The 18,114-nt window shown below is 43.6% G+C and carries 18 protein-coding genes and 1 other RNA gene; 16 read left to right on the top strand and 3 right to left on the bottom strand.

Annotated elements, in window-relative coordinates; translation table 11 throughout:
- Positions 1-75 precede the first annotated feature (75 nt).
- The 3 genes from smpB (at position 76) to FB592_RS01430 (ending at position 2,186) form a co-directional block, all read left to right on the top strand.
- Positions 76-546 carry an SsrA-binding protein gene (smpB, locus tag FB592_RS01445; protein WP_003220025.1) on the top strand — a complete coding sequence of 157 codons (471 nt, stop codon included), beginning with the start codon at positions 76-78 and terminating at the stop codon, positions 544-546.
- 176 nt (positions 547-722) lie between these two features.
- Positions 723-1,085: a transfer-messenger RNA gene (gene ssrA / locus FB592_RS01440) on the top strand.
- Positions 1,086-1,601: 516 nt separating this feature from the next.
- Positions 1,602-2,186, top strand: coding sequence for a hypothetical protein (locus FB592_RS01430; RefSeq protein ID WP_021480612.1), 585 nt, complete (start codon positions 1,602-1,604; stop codon positions 2,184-2,186).
- 33 nt (positions 2,187-2,219) lie between these two features.
- Here the strand turns inward: FB592_RS01430 and FB592_RS01425 are convergent, their stop codons facing one another.
- Positions 2,220-2,450 carry a hypothetical protein gene (locus FB592_RS01425; protein WP_021480611.1) on the bottom strand — a complete coding sequence of 77 codons (231 nt, stop codon included), beginning with the start codon at positions 2,448-2,450 and terminating at the stop codon, positions 2,220-2,222.
- Between the two features lie 1,084 nt (positions 2,451-3,534).
- On the opposite strand from FB592_RS01425, the gene FB592_RS01420 reads away from it, so the two are divergent.
- The 6 genes from FB592_RS01420 to azoRB all read left to right on the top strand — a co-directional run bounded on the left by FB592_RS01420 (position 3,535) and on the right by azoRB (position 8,620).
- A complete protein-coding gene (locus tag FB592_RS01420) occupies positions 3,535-4,329 on the top strand; it encodes an SDR family NAD(P)-dependent oxidoreductase (RefSeq protein ID WP_003228388.1) in 795 nt (264 codons plus the stop codon).
- Positions 4,330-4,438: 109 nt separating this feature from the next.
- Entirely contained in the window at positions 4,439-5,011 is a 573-nt protein-coding gene (locus tag FB592_RS01415) for a TetR/AcrR family transcriptional regulator (protein ID WP_032722523.1), read from the top strand.
- Positions 5,008-5,367, top strand: a complete 360-nt coding sequence (locus FB592_RS01410) for a DMT family transporter (protein WP_103803702.1) — start codon at positions 5,008-5,010, stop codon at positions 5,365-5,367. Before FB592_RS01415 ends, FB592_RS01410 begins: the two co-directional genes overlap by 4 nt.
- The gene (locus FB592_RS01405; protein WP_003242541.1) at positions 5,364-5,765 is read left to right on the top strand and encodes a YvaD family protein; all 402 of its coding nucleotides are present in this window, start codon (positions 5,364-5,366) and stop codon (positions 5,763-5,765) included. The genes FB592_RS01410 and FB592_RS01405 overlap by 4 nt, the downstream gene beginning before the upstream one ends.
- A 165-nt stretch (positions 5,766-5,930) precedes the next feature.
- Complete coding sequence (locus tag FB592_RS01400; protein ID WP_103803703.1) at positions 5,931-7,826, top strand: FUSC family protein; 1,896 nt, start codon at positions 5,931-5,933, stop codon at positions 7,824-7,826.
- A gap of 158 nt (positions 7,827-7,984) precedes the next feature.
- Positions 7,985-8,620 carry an FMN-dependent NADH-azoreductase AzoRB gene (azoRB, locus tag FB592_RS01395; protein WP_003228400.1) on the top strand — a complete coding sequence of 212 codons (636 nt, stop codon included), beginning with the start codon at positions 7,985-7,987 and terminating at the stop codon, positions 8,618-8,620.
- Positions 8,621-8,656: 36 nt separating this feature from the next.
- Here the strand turns inward: azoRB and iolW are convergent, their stop codons facing one another.
- Positions 8,657-9,733: a scyllo-inositol 2-dehydrogenase gene (gene iolW, locus FB592_RS01390; protein WP_014480865.1), complete on the bottom strand. Its 1,077-nt coding sequence runs from the start codon at positions 9,731-9,733 to the stop codon at positions 8,657-8,659.
- Positions 9,734-9,860: 127 nt separating this feature from the next.
- On the opposite strand from iolW, the gene csoR reads away from it, so the two are divergent.
- From csoR to FB592_RS01355, 7 genes are all read left to right on the top strand, one after another.
- Positions 9,861-10,166 (top strand): copper-sensing transcriptional repressor CsoR, encoded by a 306-nt coding sequence (csoR, locus tag FB592_RS01385; RefSeq protein ID WP_003228404.1) that lies wholly within the window; start codon positions 9,861-9,863, stop codon positions 10,164-10,166.
- A 75-nt stretch (positions 10,167-10,241) separates the two neighbouring features.
- Positions 10,242-10,451: a copper chaperone CopZ gene (gene copZ, locus FB592_RS01380; RefSeq protein ID WP_003228406.1), complete on the top strand. Its 210-nt coding sequence runs from the start codon at positions 10,242-10,244 to the stop codon at positions 10,449-10,451.
- Between the two features lie 83 nt (positions 10,452-10,534).
- Entirely contained in the window at positions 10,535-12,946 is a 2,412-nt protein-coding gene (gene copA / locus FB592_RS01375) for a copper-exporting P-type ATPase CopA (RefSeq protein ID WP_103803705.1), read from the top strand.
- Positions 12,947-13,106: 160 nt separating this feature from the next.
- Positions 13,107-15,215 (top strand): heavy metal translocating P-type ATPase, encoded by a 2,109-nt coding sequence (locus tag FB592_RS01370; RefSeq protein ID WP_125121138.1) that lies wholly within the window; start codon positions 13,107-13,109, stop codon positions 15,213-15,215.
- Positions 15,216-15,334: 119 nt separating this feature from the next.
- Positions 15,335-16,003 (top strand): disulfide bond formation protein BdbD, encoded by a 669-nt coding sequence (gene bdbD, locus FB592_RS01365; protein WP_003228414.1) that lies wholly within the window; start codon positions 15,335-15,337, stop codon positions 16,001-16,003.
- Between the two features lie 4 nt (positions 16,004-16,007).
- Positions 16,008-16,424, top strand: coding sequence for a disulfide oxidoreductase (locus FB592_RS01360; RefSeq protein WP_003228417.1), 417 nt, complete (start codon positions 16,008-16,010; stop codon positions 16,422-16,424).
- A gap of 186 nt (positions 16,425-16,610) precedes the next feature.
- Entirely contained in the window at positions 16,611-17,222 is a 612-nt protein-coding gene (locus FB592_RS01355) for a trimeric intracellular cation channel family protein (protein ID WP_003228419.1), read from the top strand.
- A gap of 108 nt (positions 17,223-17,330) precedes the next feature.
- On the opposite strand, the gene FB592_RS01350 is transcribed toward FB592_RS01355, so the two are convergent.
- Complete coding sequence (locus FB592_RS01350; RefSeq protein WP_014477979.1) at positions 17,331-17,765, bottom strand: hypothetical protein; 435 nt, start codon at positions 17,763-17,765, stop codon at positions 17,331-17,333.
- Positions 17,766-18,114 lie beyond the last annotated feature (349 nt).

Raw genomic sequence — 18,114 nt, 5'->3', positions numbered from 1 at the left:
AGTACGTGACATTTGGTAAAATAGAGCGTATCGCAAAAGGTGGACAGTTTTTCCTTAGAGAGAGGAGGTTCTGGCATGCCAAAAGGGTCAGGAAAAGTATTATCTCAAAATAAGAAAGCCAATCACGATTATTTTATAGAAGAAACCTATGAAACAGGCATCGTTCTGCAAGGAACCGAAATCAAATCGATTCGCGCCGGCCGCGTAAACCTTAAGGATTCCTTCGCCAAAATCGAACGGGGAGAAGTGTTTCTCCACAATATGCACGTCAGCCCATATGAGCAGGGAAACCGCTATAACCACGATCCGCTTCGGACAAGAAAGCTGTTAATGCACCGCAAGGAGATTAATAAGCTGATCGGGTTAACAAAGGAAAAAGGCTATTCTCTCGTTCCGCTGAAGCTGTATTTAAAAAACGGCTTTGCCAAAGTGCTTCTCGGCCTTGGAAAAGGGAAGAAGAACTATGACAAACGGGAAGATCTGAAGCGCAAGGACGCGAAGCGGGAAATCGAAAGAGCGTTCAGAGACAGTCAAAAAGGCTTCTAAAGGCATAGTGCTTGATTCGAAAATCAGGCCTGTGCTATACTGTGTTCACGATCAGATCACGTCGCTATTCATTTGAAGGATTTGACAATTGAAAAGAGCCGTGATCATGTTATAATAAGACTATAGCCAGTTTGAGTGAGAGCTTGATATTTTCTCCCGTATTTCCCTTATACCAAGGGGACGTTACGGATTCGACAGGGATGGATCGAGCTTGAGCTGCGAGCCGAGAGGCGATCTCGTAAACACGCACTTAAATATAACTGGCAAAACTAACAGTTTTAACCAAAACGTAGCATTAGCTGCCTAATAAGCGCAGCGAGCTCTTCCTGACATTGCCTATGTGTCTGTGAAGAGCACATCCAAGTAGGCTACGCTTGCGTTCCTGTCTGAGAACGTAAGAAGAGATGAACAGACTAGCTCTTGGAAGGCCCGCCCGCAGGCAAGAAGATGAGTGAAACCATAAATATGCAGGCTACGCTCGTAGACGCTTAAGTAATCGATGTTTCTGGACGTGGGTTCGACTCCCACCGTCTCCATACATACTTTGAAACCGCAGTGCTATCAAGGCTTTTAAAGCTTTTGAGGGCACTGCGGTAACATTTTGGTAACACTTTTAAAATTTTTCGTTTTTCATAAAGCCAATAACCTCACGTTGTGCAGACGGATAAAGGTGACTATACGTGTTTAATGTTTCGGCGGTCGTGAGGAGGTTGAAGGCTTCCTGAAAACTGAGGTCCTCAGCACTTCTGAAGTTGCCGAGATTTTAGGGGTAAATAAGTAGCGCATGAGTAAATTGATAAGTGACAAACGCATTGAAGCTGTAAAAAAAAGATAGGGAATACAAGTTTGTCTTTACTGCAAGATGCGGAGGCGTTGAAAGAATAGCTTGAAACAAATAAAAAATATCGTCCGCATAATAATTGAGCCCCCTCGTATGAGCAGGGCTTTTTTAATGTGTAAAAAGTTTAAATGTCACAGTTTTGTAATGTAAATTAAATTCCAAATATGATAATATTTAGCATTTAACAAATTAGTAGAAAGGAATGATTAAAGGAATGAGTAAGCTAAAAAGTAGCATAATTGTCATTTTGTCGTCTTTTGCCCTTTTAGTCACTGTCCTCTTAAGCACTCCTGCCAACACCGTAGAAGCAAAATCAATTATGAACAATTTAACATCGAAAGAGAAGGTAAGCGAGGCATTAAAGCATGCAACGGAAGCTGATTTTGAGAAAGCAGAGAAATTTGTCAAAGAAGCTTTAAAACTCAACGATGATTTTACATACAGCGTAGATAAAGAAAAAGCTAAACAAATTGGTTATACTGGTGATGAAATCTTTAACCTTTCATTATTTTATGCTAGCATTCCAACTGAACAGGTTAAATGGTTAGAGCAAAACAAAGGACAAGAAGTCAAAGTTGGAGATGCCTCCACTGCAATTGTTCCAGCACTCCCGTGGGTAGTATATATTGGATTGCAAGAGCTTATTGCTCTTCTTACTGCAATTGGTCTGGCTGGGATAGCTCAACAATTCTTGAAAGAAGTTTATAACGCTGGGATGAATAAAGCTTGCAGAAAATTTGCTAGCAAAAACAAATATATTAAGAGTTTCTGTAAGGCAAATGGTTATCCAACTGAATAAAAACAAGCCTCCTGTAAAGGGAGGCTTGTTATTTTACCTAAGTAAAAGCCACAATGCTGAAACAACTGCAACCATAAAATAATCACCATCAGTTAGCTTAGTACCGTTTTTAATAAACACGTTTGCGACCCAATTCGCTTTAGTTCCTTCCGATGTGCTTAGCGCTAATTTTTTACCAATATTGTAATAAGCGACTTTAAATAAATAATAAGCAAAAGAACAGAAGATATAGAGCAATATGAATTTACCTATAAATAGCAACATGTATCAATCACTCTCCTTCATATATCCATTATTTTACCAAATGTAAAATTTATTTTGAAGAGAATTTAGCCTATTCATAAAGAAGTCCTCATCGAGTAGGACTTTATAAACAATCCATTTTTCGGATAAGGTTTTCGTGGTATCACGTATTTCCTGTTCACTTTTTACGGTCTTTCTTTTTTTCTGTAAAGCCGCATATTAACAAAAAACTGATATAACTTGCGTTCAAAATTTGTCATGCTCATTTGTGTTTTCTGTATCACCCACACCCCATACCAACAGGCGGATCAAAGTTAATTTCATATATATTCACCTCTATCTTTAAAGCACATATGCACATAATTCAATTATATCTAGTGAGACTTTTTGGCGGAAACCATTTTAAAGGAATGTTTGTCTTTGCTTTTAAAATGTTAGAATTACAATCTGGAATCAAGTTCCTCCATTTTTAGAGAGGAATGGAAAAGGCCCTTTCCTAGTGAAGGCCCTTTTTATTTGCAGGCAGAAAGTTCTACAAGGGCGGTTCCATTTTTTAAAGTAGATTTAGATAATGAGTATATTGATAAACAAAGAATTATTTTTAAAATAAATCAAATCAAAGTGTTAGCTATCATGTGAAAATTACCCTTAGGTTGAATGATAAGGTGATTATGGACCAGAACAGGGAAAATGAGGAGGGAGGGGAACGATCGGTAAATGGACCTACCGCATCGTAGCAGAATTCAAGGCATTGAGTATGTGTGTAGGTCCATGACATTTGCGGTAACATTTTGATAACAAAAATATAAAATTATAGTTTTTAAACTGATTTTTTATCATACGTAAAGGCTTATATATCAACGGCTTGTAACTATTTTAAAACATAACCATACCATGGTAATAGACTCCCGCTGTCTCCATACATAATGAGCATAAAGCAGAACCTCTTAAGAGGTTCTGCTTTATTTTTTCTCCAAACCACAGGCACCAAAAAGTGCGTACTTCCATTTCAAACCCAGCTGTTTCATACTGATTGCAGAGCAGATGTTTCACCAATCAGATTTCTGTCAATAAATAAGAGGAATCAAAAACGGAGGGATGAATAATGAAGCTGAATTTACAAGGAAAAACCGCACTGGTGACCGGTTCGACATCAGGGATCGGAAAAGCTATTGCCTCTTCGTTAGCTGAAGAAGGTGCGGCAGTGATCATTAACGGACGCCGGGAAGAGAAAGTGAATCAGACGATAGATGAACTGAAAACACAACATGCTGAAGCGGTTCTTTATCCGGCCGCATTTGATTTGGGAACTGAAGAAGGCTGCAATGAGCTGTTTCAGGCATATCCAGAGGTTGATATTTTGGTCAACAATTTAGGGATTTTTGAACCGGCGGAGTACTTTGATATTCCCGACGATGAATGGTTTCGTTTTTTTGAAGTGAATATTATGAGCGGTGTAAGGCTGACACGCAGGTATTTGCATAACATGATAGAGAAAAAAGAAGGGCGTGTGATTTTCATTGCCAGTGAAGCGGCGATTATGCCGTCACAGGAAATGGCCCATTACAGTGCGACAAAAACGATGCAGCTGTCCATTTCCCGCAGTTTGGCGGAGCTGGCAACCGGCACGAATGTCACAGTCAACACCGTCATGCCGGGCTCTACCTTAACAGAGGGTGTGGAAACCATGCTGAATTCGCTGTATCCTGGTGAAAACCTGACTGTTCAAGAAGCTGAGGCACGTTTTATGAAAGAAAACCGGCCGACATCTATTATTCAAAGACTGATCCGTCCGGAAGAAATCGCCCACTTCGTTACATTTTTAAGCAGCCCGCTTTCCTCTGCGATCAATGGCGCGGCACTTCGGGCAGACGGCGGTTTGGTCCGCAGTGTCTTTTAAACCTCTCCCAACAGGAGAGGTTTTTTATATATTGTTGATTTCCATAAATTTCTGCCGTATAATATTGGTACCGAAATAGTTTTCTTGGTACCGAAAGCGGGGGATTAATATGGATAAAAGAATTCTGGCGGAAACTTTCCGGCTGATCAAGCAAAAAGGATTTTCATTTACGATGAATGATTTGGCTGCAGCGCTGGGAACGAGCAAACGGACGCTCTATGCATATTATTCATCTAAAGATCAGCTTGTTGAGGCGGTTGTCGAACAATTTTTAGCCGAAATGAAGCAAATGGAAAGAGACATCTATGAAAATGAAAGTTTAAATGTGCTTGAAAAGGTGAAAAAAATGCTGATCAGCCTTCCGCAGGGGATGGAACTGCTGAACATGGGATTATTAAATGAACTAAAGAAATACCATTACGATGCGTGGCTTACATTAGACACGTTTATTAAGGCAGAATGGGCCATTGTCCTAGAATTATTAAACGAGTGCAAACAGCAAAAGAGAATCAGAAACATCAATCCGGACCTGTTTATTCACATGTATATAGGGAGCATCAACCAAGTGTATGACCCTGAATATCCACTGAAACATCAGTTCACGACAGGAGAGGTGCTTGAATCAATTGTAGATGTTTTGTTTAACGGTATAACAGCTGATGAGGAGGCTGATGCGACGTGAATTGGGTGTTTCTATGCTTGGCGATTTTGTTTGAGGTTGCGGGAACGGTCAGCATGAAGCTATCGTCCGGTTTTACAAAGCTTATTCCCAGTTTGCTGTTGATTTTCTTTTATGGAGGGAGTCTTTTCTTTCTGACGCTTACGCTAAAATCAATAGATGTATCAGTTGCTTATGCTGTATGGTCAGGGATGGGAATTGTCCTGATTACAGTCGTTGGTTTTTTGTTTTTTCAAGAACATGTTAGTGTCATGAAAGTCATTTCAATTGGATTGATTATTGCCGGTGTTGTGTCTTTAAACCTGATCGAGCAGGCTGCGGTGTCTGAGCCGATACATAAAAGCGGGCAGTACAAATGAGATATATGAAGCTGTTTTTTCTCGTGACTGATATCGGTTTTATCTTGTACTGGCTGTCAGCCGGGTTTTCGCTCATACCGGAAAGCTGGGCTTTTAAACATCATGACCATCCGTTTATGATCGCTTGGAACTGGTCTTTTTTTCCGCTGGATATCCTGATTTCTGTCACAGGGTTGTACAGCTTGTACCTACAGCGGGTGAATCGTGCTGACTGGAAGCTGATGGCGCTGATTTCTCTTGTGCTGACCTGTTGTTCAGGTCTGCAGGCGCTATCATTCTGGACATTCAGCAGTGACTTTGATCTTGTGTGGTGGCTGTTTAATGGGTATCTATTGATTTATCCTTTATTTTTTATTCACCTGCTCTTGAAGGAAGGCAGAAGGACAAAACAGTCCTGACAGGTGCCGCTTTTATGATAATAAACTGATGTAATGAAGCAGAGACGGTATAAGTCTCTGTTTTTTTATCGGGCGCACCAATTGAGAAGCTAACCGCGTTTTTGGGCATACTAAAGCGAAGAAACGGGAAAAGTTCTACACATTCATTGAAAAGGATTTTGTCAAATGAACAAAACTGCTGCGAACAATCAAAGAATCATGCCTATCGTGAAGGATGCCTTTCGCATTCATGCAAATCCATTTCCTTGGAAAAAAGCTATCGGATCAGGTTTCGCTTCAGGGTTTCCTGTGCTGGTCGGTGCATTGGCAGGTCACACGGATTACGGATTAATTGCAAGTATCGGAGGCTTTGTTTATTTATATGCGGGCGGTGAATCGTACAAAAAGCGCGCCTTGAAGCTGCTCTTGGTTTCTATTGGGATCGCCCTCTCATTTGGTTTAGGGACGCTTTTGTCCGGGATGCTTTGGATGATGGCGGCTGTTTTGGGGCTGATCGGTGCAGCGGCGATGTTTATTTTTAGCGCGCTCGGCATTCAAGGCCCTGCGCCAATGTTTTTTGTCCTTGCCTTTTTAGTCAGTTCCGGGCTGCCGGCCGATCCTTCACAAGCGCTGTTCAGAGCGGGACTGACGTTTCTCGGCGGCATTTTCGCCATGGGTATCGCTTTAATCGGCTGGTTATCGAACAAACATGGACCGGAGGGAGCGGTGCTGCAAAAAACATATCATCAGCTGGCTGCATGTCTTTCAGCCGTCGGAACGCCAGGTTTTCATAACGCACAGCATCAGACGGTGCTCATGCTTAGAACAGCCCGCCAAACAGTTCTTGGGAAAGGGAATAAACGGAAAAAATCGCGGCATGATGAACGATTTTTCCGCCTCCTTGAAAAAGCTGACGACATATTCCTTGCCATTATTCATTTTTCAGCTGAAACGCCGGACAGAGAGACCGCGCAGATTGAAAAGGCACTTCGCCAAACCGGAGATATGCTTGCGCATGCACGGGTTTCCGGTACGTTTCAGATTAATGAGAACGAATCTGAGCCTAGGCGGAAGCTGTTTGAAGAAATCAATGAGGTTTTGAATATCGCTTCAGAACGTTTTGATAAGCAGCTTGACGGGGAGCCGAGCCGCCTGCCATCCTCTTTTTACTTTTTGAGAAATGCTTTTGACTGGAAGTCTCCAGTTTTAATTAGAGCGTTAAAGTACGGAATTGTTCTGTTTGCCGCCGATATGTTTGCCCTCGTATTCGGCTTTGCACGCTCCTATTGGATTCCGCTTTCGGCAGCAGCGGTCATGCTTGGCACTACTGTTGTTTTTACGCTTCACAGGGCTATTCAGCGTTCGGCCGGAACGGTGATCGGTGTTATGCTGGCAGGCGCAATCCTGTTTTTTAAGCCGGGCGGTGTTTATATTGCGTTTTGTATTGCAGCGCTGCAATGTCTTCTTGAGATGCTGATCGTCCGCAATTATGCGCTGGCTGTTCCCTTTTTAACCGCAAATGCGCTTGTTATCACAGAAAGTATGCATGGCGGCGCGGGTGCCGGTTATTTTATGATAGCGAGGCTGACGGATGTAGCTGTCGGCAGCGTGATCGGGCTGTTGGGAACAATGCTTTTGTGGCGGCGGTTTTCAACGAAGCGGCTGCCTGAACTGATGAGGAACGTCATCCGGCTGGAAGGGCAGTTTATGGAGAAACTGTTAACCGGGCAGAATGCCGACGAACACAAGTTAAGGGTGAGCCTTGTCAGGCTTCGGGATGCGTATGACAAGGCCCTTGGCGAGTTTCCTCATGCGAATGCGGAGGCGCTCTGGCCTGCCATTTCCGGTGCTCAGCACTTAGGGTACTATTTGCTCTCGGCGCAAGCTCACCGCCGTCCGCCTGCTCCGTTTTCTGATGAAGAGATCAACCAGCTGCGGGCGTTTTTTGAACAGGCTCAGCAATCCTTTTTCATGAAAAGGATGCCTGCGGATATTCAAGTGCCGCATGTTCCTCATTATCCTCGAATCAGTAAAGAATTGTCCGCGCTGTATTCAGGTTTGAGAACAGCTTTTGAAAAGTAAGCTGTTTGGAAAGTTAAATAATCTTTAATTCGAGATGTTTTACTTGAAAGTAAATTTCTTTGTCTCTATAATAAAGTCTAAGAGAGACAGAATAATCATTATGCATCTGTATGATAATAATTGGTGTGTGATTTTTAAAAACGAAAGGGCTGGTAAAAATGGCAAAAGTATTATATATCACTGCTCATCCGCATGACGAAGCAACTTCGTACAGTATGGCAACAGGTAAAGCATTTATCGAATCTTACAAAGAAGCAAATCCAAATGATGAAGTTGTACATATCGATTTGTACAAAGAAAACATCCCGCACATTGACGCAGATGTATTCAGCGGATGGGGAAAGCTTCAGTCAGGTACAGGCTTTGAAGAGCTTTCTGAAAGCGAAAAAGCGAAAGTAGGCCGTTTGGGAGAGCTTAGCGATCAATTTGCATCAGCTGATAAGTACGTATTTGTTACACCTTTATGGAACTTCTCATTCCCGCCAGTGATGAAAGCGTATCTCGATTCTGTTGCCGTTGCAGGAAAGTCATTCAAATACACAGAACAAGGTCCTGTCGGCTTGTTGACTGATAAAAAAGCAATTCATATCCAAGCTCGCGGCGGCTACTATTCAGAAGGCCCTGCGGCTGAGATGGAAATGGGACACCGCTACATCGGCATCATGATGAACTTCTTCGGCGTACCATCATTCGAAGGCATTTTCGTAGAGGGACATAATGCGGAGCCTGATAAAGCACAGCAAATCAAAGAAGACGCGATTGCGCGTGCGAAAGAAGCAGGAAAAACATTCTAATGAAAAAGCCTCCCCTTATTTGGGGAGGCTTTTGTTTTAGTGCTCCAGCATAATGGTTCGTTTCTCTTTACTGCTTTTCATCGCGGCTTCAATGATGCGGATGACATTAATACCTTCCTCAGCAGTGACTGGCAGCGCAGCACCTTCCCGTATGCTTTCCGCTATTTTGCGGTAATAAGTAAGGTAGGAGCCATTTACTGATGGGATCGTTTCTGTTTTTTTGCCGGAGCCACGAATGGTTGTAAGCTGTCCGTAAAACTCCGGATCATCTGCACCCCAGCTGTCATCCTCTGGTTTTCTCCCCGCTCTGAGTGCGTCTTCCTGTCCGTCAATTCCGTATTTGATAAAGCTGGAATCTTTTCCATGGATTTGATAACGAGGTCCGTTTGCCGGAACGATTGATCCCCCGTATAGAATGGCTTGAAGCTTGCCATAGTCCAGGGTTAAATGAAAATAGTCAACCGTTTCGGCATTTTCCCGCTGGGCCATCACGTTTGCAGTCACGGCTTTAGGCATCCCAAACAAATGCAGGGTTTGGTCTATGATGTGGGAGCCGAGATCATACAGCGTACCAGTGGCAATGCCTTCTTTTTCCCGCCACCGCGCTTGAACTTCAGGTCTGTAGCGGTCATAGGAAACTTGATATGTATTGATATCTTCAAGAGATCCCTCAGAGATCAGCTTTTTAATCGTTAAAAAGTCGTTATCCCAGCGTCGGTTATGATATACGCTTAATAATACGCCTTTTTCATCGGCAGCCCTTTTTAATGTTTCCCCCTCTTCGGCTGTTGCTGTCATTGGTTTTTCCATCACAACATGTTTTCCGGCCTGTATGCATGCCATAGCATGCTCGTAATGAAGGCCGCTCGGGGTGGTGACAATGACAAGCTCAATGGCAGGGTCATTTGTGATTTCCTCAAGCTCATGTACAACCTCAGCATCTGGAAAGTCCCGTTTCACTTCTTCTGTCCGAGATGTCATGATTTTGCTGATTTGATATTCATCCAGAACATCCAGCAGCGGCCCGTGAAAAACAGAACCGGACAATCCGTATCCTAATATTCCAACCTTGATCGTATCCACTTTTCTTCTCCCCTTTAAAAGCGTTATCAACAGAAGTATATACCCTCCTGATCAAATGGTAAAACCTAACTGATTCATTTTTTGCGTCGGCATGCTTAGACAACCGTTTGGACAATCAGTATAATGGGAATTAATATCATTAAACAGAGGTGTACGCATGGAAAAGCATAACGAACATAAAACATTAAACCATAAAAGCTCGAAAGAAAAAGATCAGATTACAAACCGGCTTAAGCGGATTGAGGGCCAGGTCAGAGGCATTCAAAACATGGTGGAAAACGACAGATATTGTGTAGATATTCTTGTGCAAATTTCAGCTGTTCAGGCGGCAATGAAAAATGTGGCGCTTCATTTGCTTGAGGATCATGCCCATCATTGTGTAGCAGATGCCATCAAAAGCGGCGACGGGGAACAGGCCATTTCTGAGCTTTTGGACGTATTTAAAAAGTTCACAAAATCATAAAGCGTTTTTTTATTGTAATACCCTACGGGGGTATGGTAGGATGTAAATAGAAAGAATAAACAGGAGGAATTGATTATGGAACAAAAAACATTGCAAGTTGAAGGAATGTCTTGTCAGCACTGCGTCAAAGCAGTAGAAACAAGCGTAGGAGAACTGGACGGCGTCAGTGCCGTTCATGTCAATCTGGAAGCGGGTAAAGTCGATGTTTCGTTTGATGCTGACAAAGTATCAGTCAAAGATATTGCGGATGCGATAGAAGATCAGGGCTATGACGTAGCTGAGTGATTCAAGGTATCGCGCCTTTAGGGAGGCGCGATATTTCTTTCATTTTTATATACCCCCCAGGTGTATATAAAGGAGTGAGTATGTTGAGTGAACAAAAGGAAATCGCGATGCAGGTCTCTGGTATGACCTGTGCGGCATGTGCTGCCAGAATTGAAAAAGGCCTGAAGCGGATGCCCGGTGTCACGGATGCAAATGTTAATCTGGCAACGGAAACATCAAATGTAATCTACGATCCTGCTGAAACAGGGACTGCAGCGATTCAAGAAAAAATAGAAAAGCTGGGCTATCACGTTGTTACAGAAAAAGCTGAATTCGATATTGAAGGCATGACCTGTGCGGCTTGCGCCAATCGGATTGAAAAACGGCTTAACAAAATAGAAGGCGTCGCAAATGCACCAGTAAACTTCGCTTTAGAAACAGTTACGGTCGAATACAATCCAAAAGAAGCGTCTGTCGGCGATTTGAAAGAAGCGGTAGATAAGCTTGGATATAAGCTAAAGTTGAAGGGGGAACAGGACAGTGAGGCTGCTGCTGCTAAAAAGAAAGAAGAACGGAAGCAAACAGCGAGACTGATTTTTTCAGCTGTCCTGTCATTTCCATTGCTTTGGGCGATGGTGAGCCATTTTACATTTACATCATTCATTTGGGTACCCGATATATTTCTCAATCCGTGGATGCAATTTGCGCTGGCGACACCAGTCCAATTTCTGATCGGCTGGCCGTTTTATGTGGGTGCGTATAAGGCGCTCAGAAATAAAAGCGCCAATATGGATGTATTGGTCGCCCTCGGTACGACGGCTGCTTACGCTTATAGCCTTTATCTTACTTTTCAAAGCCTTGGCTCTCACGGGCATACAGATGGCCTTTACTATGAAACAAGCGCGATTTTGCTGACGCTGATTTTATTAGGCAAGTTGTTTGAAACAAAAGCAAAAGGCCGTTCCTCGGATGCGATTAAAAAGCTGATGAAGCTTCAAGCGAAAACAGCGACTGTTGTAAGAGACGGACAGGAGCAAATCATCCCGATCGACGAAGTTCTTGTTAATGACATTGTTTACGTCAAACCTGGCGAACGAATTCCTGTCGACGGAGAAGTGGTTGAAGGCCGTTCAGCGGTTGACGAATCGATGATTACAGGAGAAAGTCTTCCTGTTGACAAAAATCCTGGTGACAGCGTGACAGGTTCAACCGTTAACGCAAACGGTTTCCTGAAAATTAAAGCTGTCAACGTCGGAAAGGATACTGCGCTTTCTCATATCATCAAAATTGTTGAGGAAGCACAAGGGTCAAAAGCGCCGATCCAGCGTCTCGCTGACCAGATTTCAGGCATTTTTGTACCCATTGTATTGGGGATTGCCGTTCTCACTTTTCTCATTTGGTATCTTTGGGCGGCTCCTGGCGATTTTGCTGAAGCGATCAGCAAGTTCATTGCGGTTCTTGTCATTGCCTGTCCTTGCGCCCTCGGTCTTGCCACTCCGACGAGCATAATGGCTGGATCTGGACGCGCTGCTGAATTCGGGATTTTATTTAAAGGCGGCGAGCATTTAGAAAAAACACATCGTCTCGATACCATTGTTCTTGATAAAACCGGAACCGTGACAAACGGGAAGCCGCGTCTGACGGATGCCATTCCATTCGGCCGTTTTGAAGAAAAAGATTTGCTTCAATTTGCAGCGGCAGCGGAAACGGGATCAGAGCATCCGCTTGGCGAAGCGATTATTGCTGGCGTGAAAGATAAAGGGCTTGAGATACCGAAGCTTACCCGCTTTGAAGCAAAAGTCGGCGCAGGCATTTTGGCTGAAGCCGGAGGAAAAAGCATTCTCGTCGGCACAAGAAAATTAATGGAGAGCGAACAGGTTGAGCATGGTGCTCTTCTCGCCCAAATGGAAGAGCTAGAGGCCGAAGGGAAAACAGTTATGCTTGTATCCATTGATGGAGAAGCAGCGGGGCTAGTAGCGGTTGCAGATACGATTAAGGATACGTCACGGAAGGCTGTTGCCCGTCTGAAAGAGTTGGGCCTTGATGTCATCATGATGACAGGAGACAATCGCAGAACCGCAGAAGCCATCGCGAAGGAAGCGGGAATTACGAATATCATTGCGGAAGTCCTTCCTGAACAAAAGGCAGCAGAAATTGCCCGCTTGCAAAAAGAAGGCCGCCAGACAGCAATGGTAGGCGACGGAATTAACGATGCGCCGGCGCTTGCCACAGCTGACATCGGCATGGCGATTGGAACTGGCACGGACATTGCCATGGAAACAGCAGACATTACACTGATTCGCGGCGATCTGAACAGTATTGCCGACGCAATCCGCATGAGCAGATTGACAATGAAAAACATTAAACAAAATTTATTCTGGGCGCTTGGCTATAACAGCCTCGGCATCCCAATCGCAGCACTTGGATTTTTAGCACCGTGGATAGCAGGAGCAGCAATGGCATTCAGCTCCGTTTCCGTTGTTCTGAATGCTCTTCGTCTGCAAAAAGTAAAATGAAAAACCGGCTATATGCCGGTTTTTGTTTTTCATTGACACTTTCTTGGAAAACAACATATAATAGGTGTAACTTATATATGAGTATATGCTCATATATATTAAAATGAATGCAATACTCATTGATACGCTTTGAAAAGGGAACCCTAAATCGGAAGGTAAGGTGAGACTAGTGAAACAGGAATACGTTCTGGACGGTTTGGATTGCAGCAATTGTGCCCAAAAAATCGAAAATGGAGTCAAAGGCATAAAAGGCATTGACGGATGCGCGGTAAATTTTGCGGCAAGCACCTTAACTGTCTCAGCCGATGGGAAAGAAGAGCAATGGGTCACGAATAAAGTAGAGAAAAAAGTGAAATCAATTGATCCGCATGTAACGGTTCGCCAAAAGCATATAAAGAAATCAGCTGATGATGGCTATCGTAATCGAATGGTCAATATGCTGATCAGAATGGCGGCGGCTGTCATTCTCGGCGCAGCGGCATATTTGGTTCATTCGGGAACCATTGAACTTTTCCTTTTCCTCGCTGCTTATTTGATCATCGGCGGTGACATTATGATCCGCGCAGTCAAAAACATCATCCGCGGTCAGGTGTTTGATGAGCATTTCTTAATGGCTCTTGCTACAATCGGCGCCTTTCTGATTCAGCAATACCCTGAGGGCGTCGCCGTTATGCTGTTTTATCAAATCGGTGAGCTTTTTCAAGGTGCCGCGGTCAGCCGTTCCAGAAAATCAATTAGTGCGTTAATGGACATACGGCCTGATTACGCCAATCTCAAAACAAAGAACGGCATCGAACAGGTTTCCCCGGAGGATGTTCAGACAGGAGACATCATTGTGGTTAATCCGGGAGAAAGCATACCCCTGGACGGTAAGGTCGTGCAAGGGTCAGCGATGGTTGATACATCTGCTTTAACAGGTGAGTCCGTTCCGAGAAAAGCTGCGGAAGGACAAGATGTAATGTCAGGCTTTATCAATCAAAACGGCGTTCTGCATATTGAAGTCACAAAGGGCTATCAGGAATCAGCAGTATCAAAAATATTAGACTTGGTTCAGAATGCGAGCAGCCGTAAAGCCCGGACAGAAAACTTTATCACGAAGTTTGCCAAGTATTATACACCTGCTGTTGTGATCATCGCGGTATTGCTGGCCTTTGTTCCGCCGCTTGTTCTTTCTGGCGCCGCGCTTTCCGATTGGGTGTACCGCGCGCTTATCTTTTTAGTGATTTCTTGTCCTTGTGCGCTTGTTGTCTCCATTCCGCTCGGTTTCTTCGGCGGAATCGGAGCGTCCTCAAAGGCCGGAGTGCTTGTAAAGGGAAGCAATTATTTAGAAGCTTTGAATCAAGTCAAATACGCGGTGTTTGATAAAACGGGAACACTAACAAAAGGCAGCTTTGAAGTGACAGAAATCAAACCCGCGGAAGGTTTTACAAAGGATAGATTACTTGAAGCGGCGGCATACGCTGAGCTTCATTCACAGCATCCAATTGCTGAATCTGTGCGTAAAGCTTACGGGAAAATGCTTTCCTCCGATGAGATTGAGTCATACGAAGAAATCTCCGGTCACGGCATTTTTGCAAAGGTAAATGGAACTGAGATCCTTGCTGGGAATAAAAAGCTCATGGAAAGAGAACAAATTGAGGATGTCCCGGATGAAAATGCTGGAACAATCGTACACGTTGCTGTTGATCACCGCTATGCCGGAGCAATCATCATAGCGGATGAGATAAAGGAAGACGCAGCACAGGCGGTTGCTGATCTGAAGTCGCTTGGGATCAAACAGACAGCTATGCTGACGGGTGATTCGAAACAAACGGGAGAAGCCGTCGGAAAACAGCTTGGGATTGGTGAGGTATATGCAGAGCTGCTGCCGCAAGATAAAGTCGCGCAGGTCGAAGCATTAGAAGCTAAGCTTTTGCCTAATGAAAAACTCATTTTTGTCGGTGACGGTATCAATGATACACCAGTGCTTGCCCGCGCAGATATAGGGATCGCGATGGGAGGCCTTGGCTCAGATGCCGCGGTAGAAGCCGCAGACATCGTGCTAATGACAGATCAGCCGTCAAAAATTGCGGAAGCGATTCGGATTGCGAAACGGACACGGCGTATCGTGTGGCAAAACATCGGATTTGCTTTAGGTGTGAAAGCGATCTTTCTTATTCTTGGTGCATTTGGAATTGCGACCATGTGGGAAGCGGTTTTCTCAGATGTCGGCGTTACACTGCTTGCTGTGGCGAACGCCATGCGCGTCATGCGTCTCAAAAACAAATAAATTGTCGGAGAGAATTCATTTTTTCGGGGTTTTCTTATCAGCGCTTGTCTTGTTAAAATAAAGAAGTGGGTCAATTGCGATCCGCTTCTTTTTTAATTTTAAAACGATGAGGTGTCGGAGTGAAAAAGAAACAGCAGTCTTCTGCGAAATTCGCGGTCATCCTTACGGTTGTGGTTGTTGTATTGCTAGCAGCCATTGTCATCATTAATAACAAAACGGAACAAGGCAATGATGCGGTTTCCGGACAGCCGTCTATCAAAGGGCAGCCTGTGCTTGGCAAGGACGATGCACCGGTAACTGTAGTAGAATTCGGAGATTACAAATGTCCGTCTTGCAAGGTGTTTAACAGTGACATCTTTCCAAAAATACAAAAAGACTTTATTGATAAGGGCGATGTGAAATTTTCTTTCGTGAACGTCATGTTCCATGGAAAAGGTTCAAGGTTAGCGGCTCTTGCATCTGAAGAAGTATGGAAGGAAGACCCTGACTCTTTCTGGGATTTCCATGAAAAGCTGTTCGAAAAACAGCCGGATACGGAACAGGAATGGGTAACCCCAGGCCTCCTTGGTGATCTTGCAAAAAGCACCACAAAGATAAAACCTGAGACGCTCAAGGAAAATCTTGATAAGGAAACATTCGCTTCTCAAGTGGAAAAGGATTCTGACCTTAATCAAAAAATGAACATACAGGCAACACCGACGATTTACGTCAATGATAAAGTGATCAAAAATTTTGCGGATTATGATGAAATCAAAGAGACAATAGAAAAAGAGCTGAAAGGGAAGTAACGATATGAAAAATAGAATCGTATTTTTATATGCTTCCTGGGTTGTGGCTCTTATCGCTATGCTGGGCAGCCTGTATTTCAGTGAAATCAGAAAGTTTATTCCATGTGAACTGTGCTGGTACCAGCGTATCCTCATGTATCCGCTCGTCCTGATTTTAGGCATCGCCACCTTTCAAGGGGACACACGAGTGAAAAAATATGTGCTCCCGATGGCGATTATAGGGGCATTCATTTCGATCATGCATTACTTAGAGCAAAAAGTGCCCGGCTTTAGCGGCATTAAGCCATGTGTTAGCGGCGTGCCGTGCTCGGGCCAATATATTAACTGGTTTGGTTTTATTACGATTCCATTCCTGGCCCTGATTGCTTTTATCCTGATTATCATTTTTATGTGCCTGCTGAAAGGCGAAAAATCTGAATAACAAAAAAAGCGCCCGCGTATGCCGGACGCTTTTTTAATTTCGCAAACTCATGTCCATCAGCAATAGCCGTATTCCCTCTAAATTTATCTTTTTTTCTCATAAAAATGTTATTGATTTTACGCTGGAGCGATTATAAAATCTAGAGGTCGTCAGAAAATTTAACAAACATAAAAGGGAGTCATCAGAATGGCTTGGGAGCTGCTCAGTGTGATTGGCATCATTGCGTTTGCAGTCAGCGGCGCAATTGTTGCGATGGAAGAGGAATATGATATTTTAGGAGTTTATATATTAGGGATTGTCACCGCTTTTGGAGGAGGAGCGATCCGCAATTTGCTGATCGGTGTTCCGGTGTCAGCGCTATGGGAGCAGGGAGCGTACTTTCAAATCGCGCTTTTATCTATTACAATTGTGTTTCTGTTTCCGAAGCTGCTGCTGAAGCATTGGAATAAGTGGGGCAATTTATCAGATGCGATCGGCCTCGCTGCCTTTGCTATCCAAGGCGCACTGTATGCTGTCAAAATGGGCCATCCGCTTAGTGCCGTGATCGTGGCTGCGGTGCTGACGGGAAGCGGGGGCGGAATCATCCGCGACCTTCTTGCCGGGCGCAAACCGCTTGTGCTGAAGGCAGAAATTTATGCAGTCTGGGCGGCTCTCGGCGGTTTAATCGTCGGCTTGGGCTGGCTGGGAAACTCGTTCGGCTTGTACGTTCTGTTTTTCGTGCTCGTTGTTTGCCGGGTTTGTTCCTATATGTTTAATTGGAAGCTGCCAAACCGTTCTTTTCGCTTAGATAGTCAGTAAAATAAAAGAAACCTCTCCGTCATGGAGAGGTTTCTTTTATGGTAGCCTGCCGGGATCAAATAAAAAGTCCTTTTCGAATGCTGACGCGCAGAGCAAAGCTATTGAAAATTAATAGGTAGCCCAAAAGGTATAGCTGATGGTTTTTTTAGTTCCTGTGTTAGTGAATTTGAATCTGTATTTTGTTTTGTAGCTTTTAGAAGCTTGTTTGTAACTTAAATTTGTAGAGCCTTTTTTCGTTGCATAAAAAGTTTTAACATTTTTCCAGCCTTTATTTGTCTTTTGTTGCAGAGTTGCTGTAATTTTCCCGCTGCCTGATCCGTTTGCTGTCATGTTGGCCCAAGTTCCTCGTCCCGGATAATAAATCTGAAATGTTGGCGAGTAAGTATAGTTTTTAAATGAGCCCGAATGGTAATGAGTACTCCATATTTGACCTTTTTTAACCCAATCTTTAGCTTCCGCTTTGTTGTTTACTAGGTCAATTGCCGTAAAACTTGTTACGGCTACGACGAATGCCAGCAACATCATAGATAGCTTTTTCTTCACTGAGTATTTCCTCCTAACTAATTCTGGTTCTTTCTTCATGTTCTTATCATAAACCGAGAGAAATAATGTAACATCGTCCTATTCTCCCAAATGAAAAACTTCAATTTGTTGAAATATGTCGAAATTGGATGAAAAATGACTATTTTACTGCGACTATAGATACGATAGCGAGGATGTAGTTGTTTTATGGAAGATGACAATAACAGCCAGTTTAGTCATTCTTCACGTTAGATGAACAGACAAACACGGTAAAGCTCTGCGGTGTTTTTAAAATGAAAAAGAAATATTATATCGAAGATTGAATGGAATAAGGAATCGATACTGATGAAAGAGAAGATTCGCAACCTAA

It is taken from the genome of Bacillus sp. SJZ110 (assembly GCF_006715455.1).
Lineage (GTDB): Bacteria > Bacillota > Bacilli > Bacillales > Bacillaceae > Bacillus > Bacillus subtilis.
The sequence above is the reverse complement of the archived record's forward strand: the minus strand, read 5'-3'. Positions and strand labels throughout refer to the sequence as shown.

Bases quoted from the DNA above. Each gene is read 5' to 3' on its own strand.
- FB592_RS01355 (WP_003228419.1), top strand. From the start codon at position 16,611: ATGGCTTGGGAGCTGCTCAGTGTGATTGGCATCATTGCGTTTGCAGTC.
- FB592_RS01400 (WP_103803703.1), top strand. From the start codon at position 5,931: ATGAACAAAACTGCTGCGAACAATCAAAGAATCATGCCTATCGTGAAG.
- FB592_RS01425 (WP_021480611.1), bottom strand. From the start codon at position 2,450: ATGTTGCTATTTATAGGTAAATTCATATTGCTCTATATCTTCTGTTCT.
- FB592_RS01405 (WP_003242541.1), top strand. From the start codon at position 5,364: ATGAGATATATGAAGCTGTTTTTTCTCGTGACTGATATCGGTTTTATC.
- FB592_RS01415 (WP_032722523.1), top strand. From the start codon at position 4,439: ATGGATAAAAGAATTCTGGCGGAAACTTTCCGGCTGATCAAGCAAAAA.
- FB592_RS01420 (WP_003228388.1), top strand. From the start codon at position 3,535: ATGAAGCTGAATTTACAAGGAAAAACCGCACTGGTGACCGGTTCGACA.
- azoRB (WP_003228400.1), top strand. From the start codon at position 7,985: ATGGCAAAAGTATTATATATCACTGCTCATCCGCATGACGAAGCAACT.
- FB592_RS01360 (WP_003228417.1), top strand. From the start codon at position 16,008: ATGAAAAATAGAATCGTATTTTTATATGCTTCCTGGGTTGTGGCTCTT.
- smpB (WP_003220025.1), top strand. From the start codon at position 76: ATGCCAAAAGGGTCAGGAAAAGTATTATCTCAAAATAAGAAAGCCAAT.
- FB592_RS01430 (WP_021480612.1), top strand. From the start codon at position 1,602: ATGAGTAAGCTAAAAAGTAGCATAATTGTCATTTTGTCGTCTTTTGCC.
- copZ (WP_003228406.1), top strand. From the start codon at position 10,242: ATGGAACAAAAAACATTGCAAGTTGAAGGAATGTCTTGTCAGCACTGC.
- csoR (WP_003228404.1), top strand. From the start codon at position 9,861: ATGGAAAAGCATAACGAACATAAAACATTAAACCATAAAAGCTCGAAA.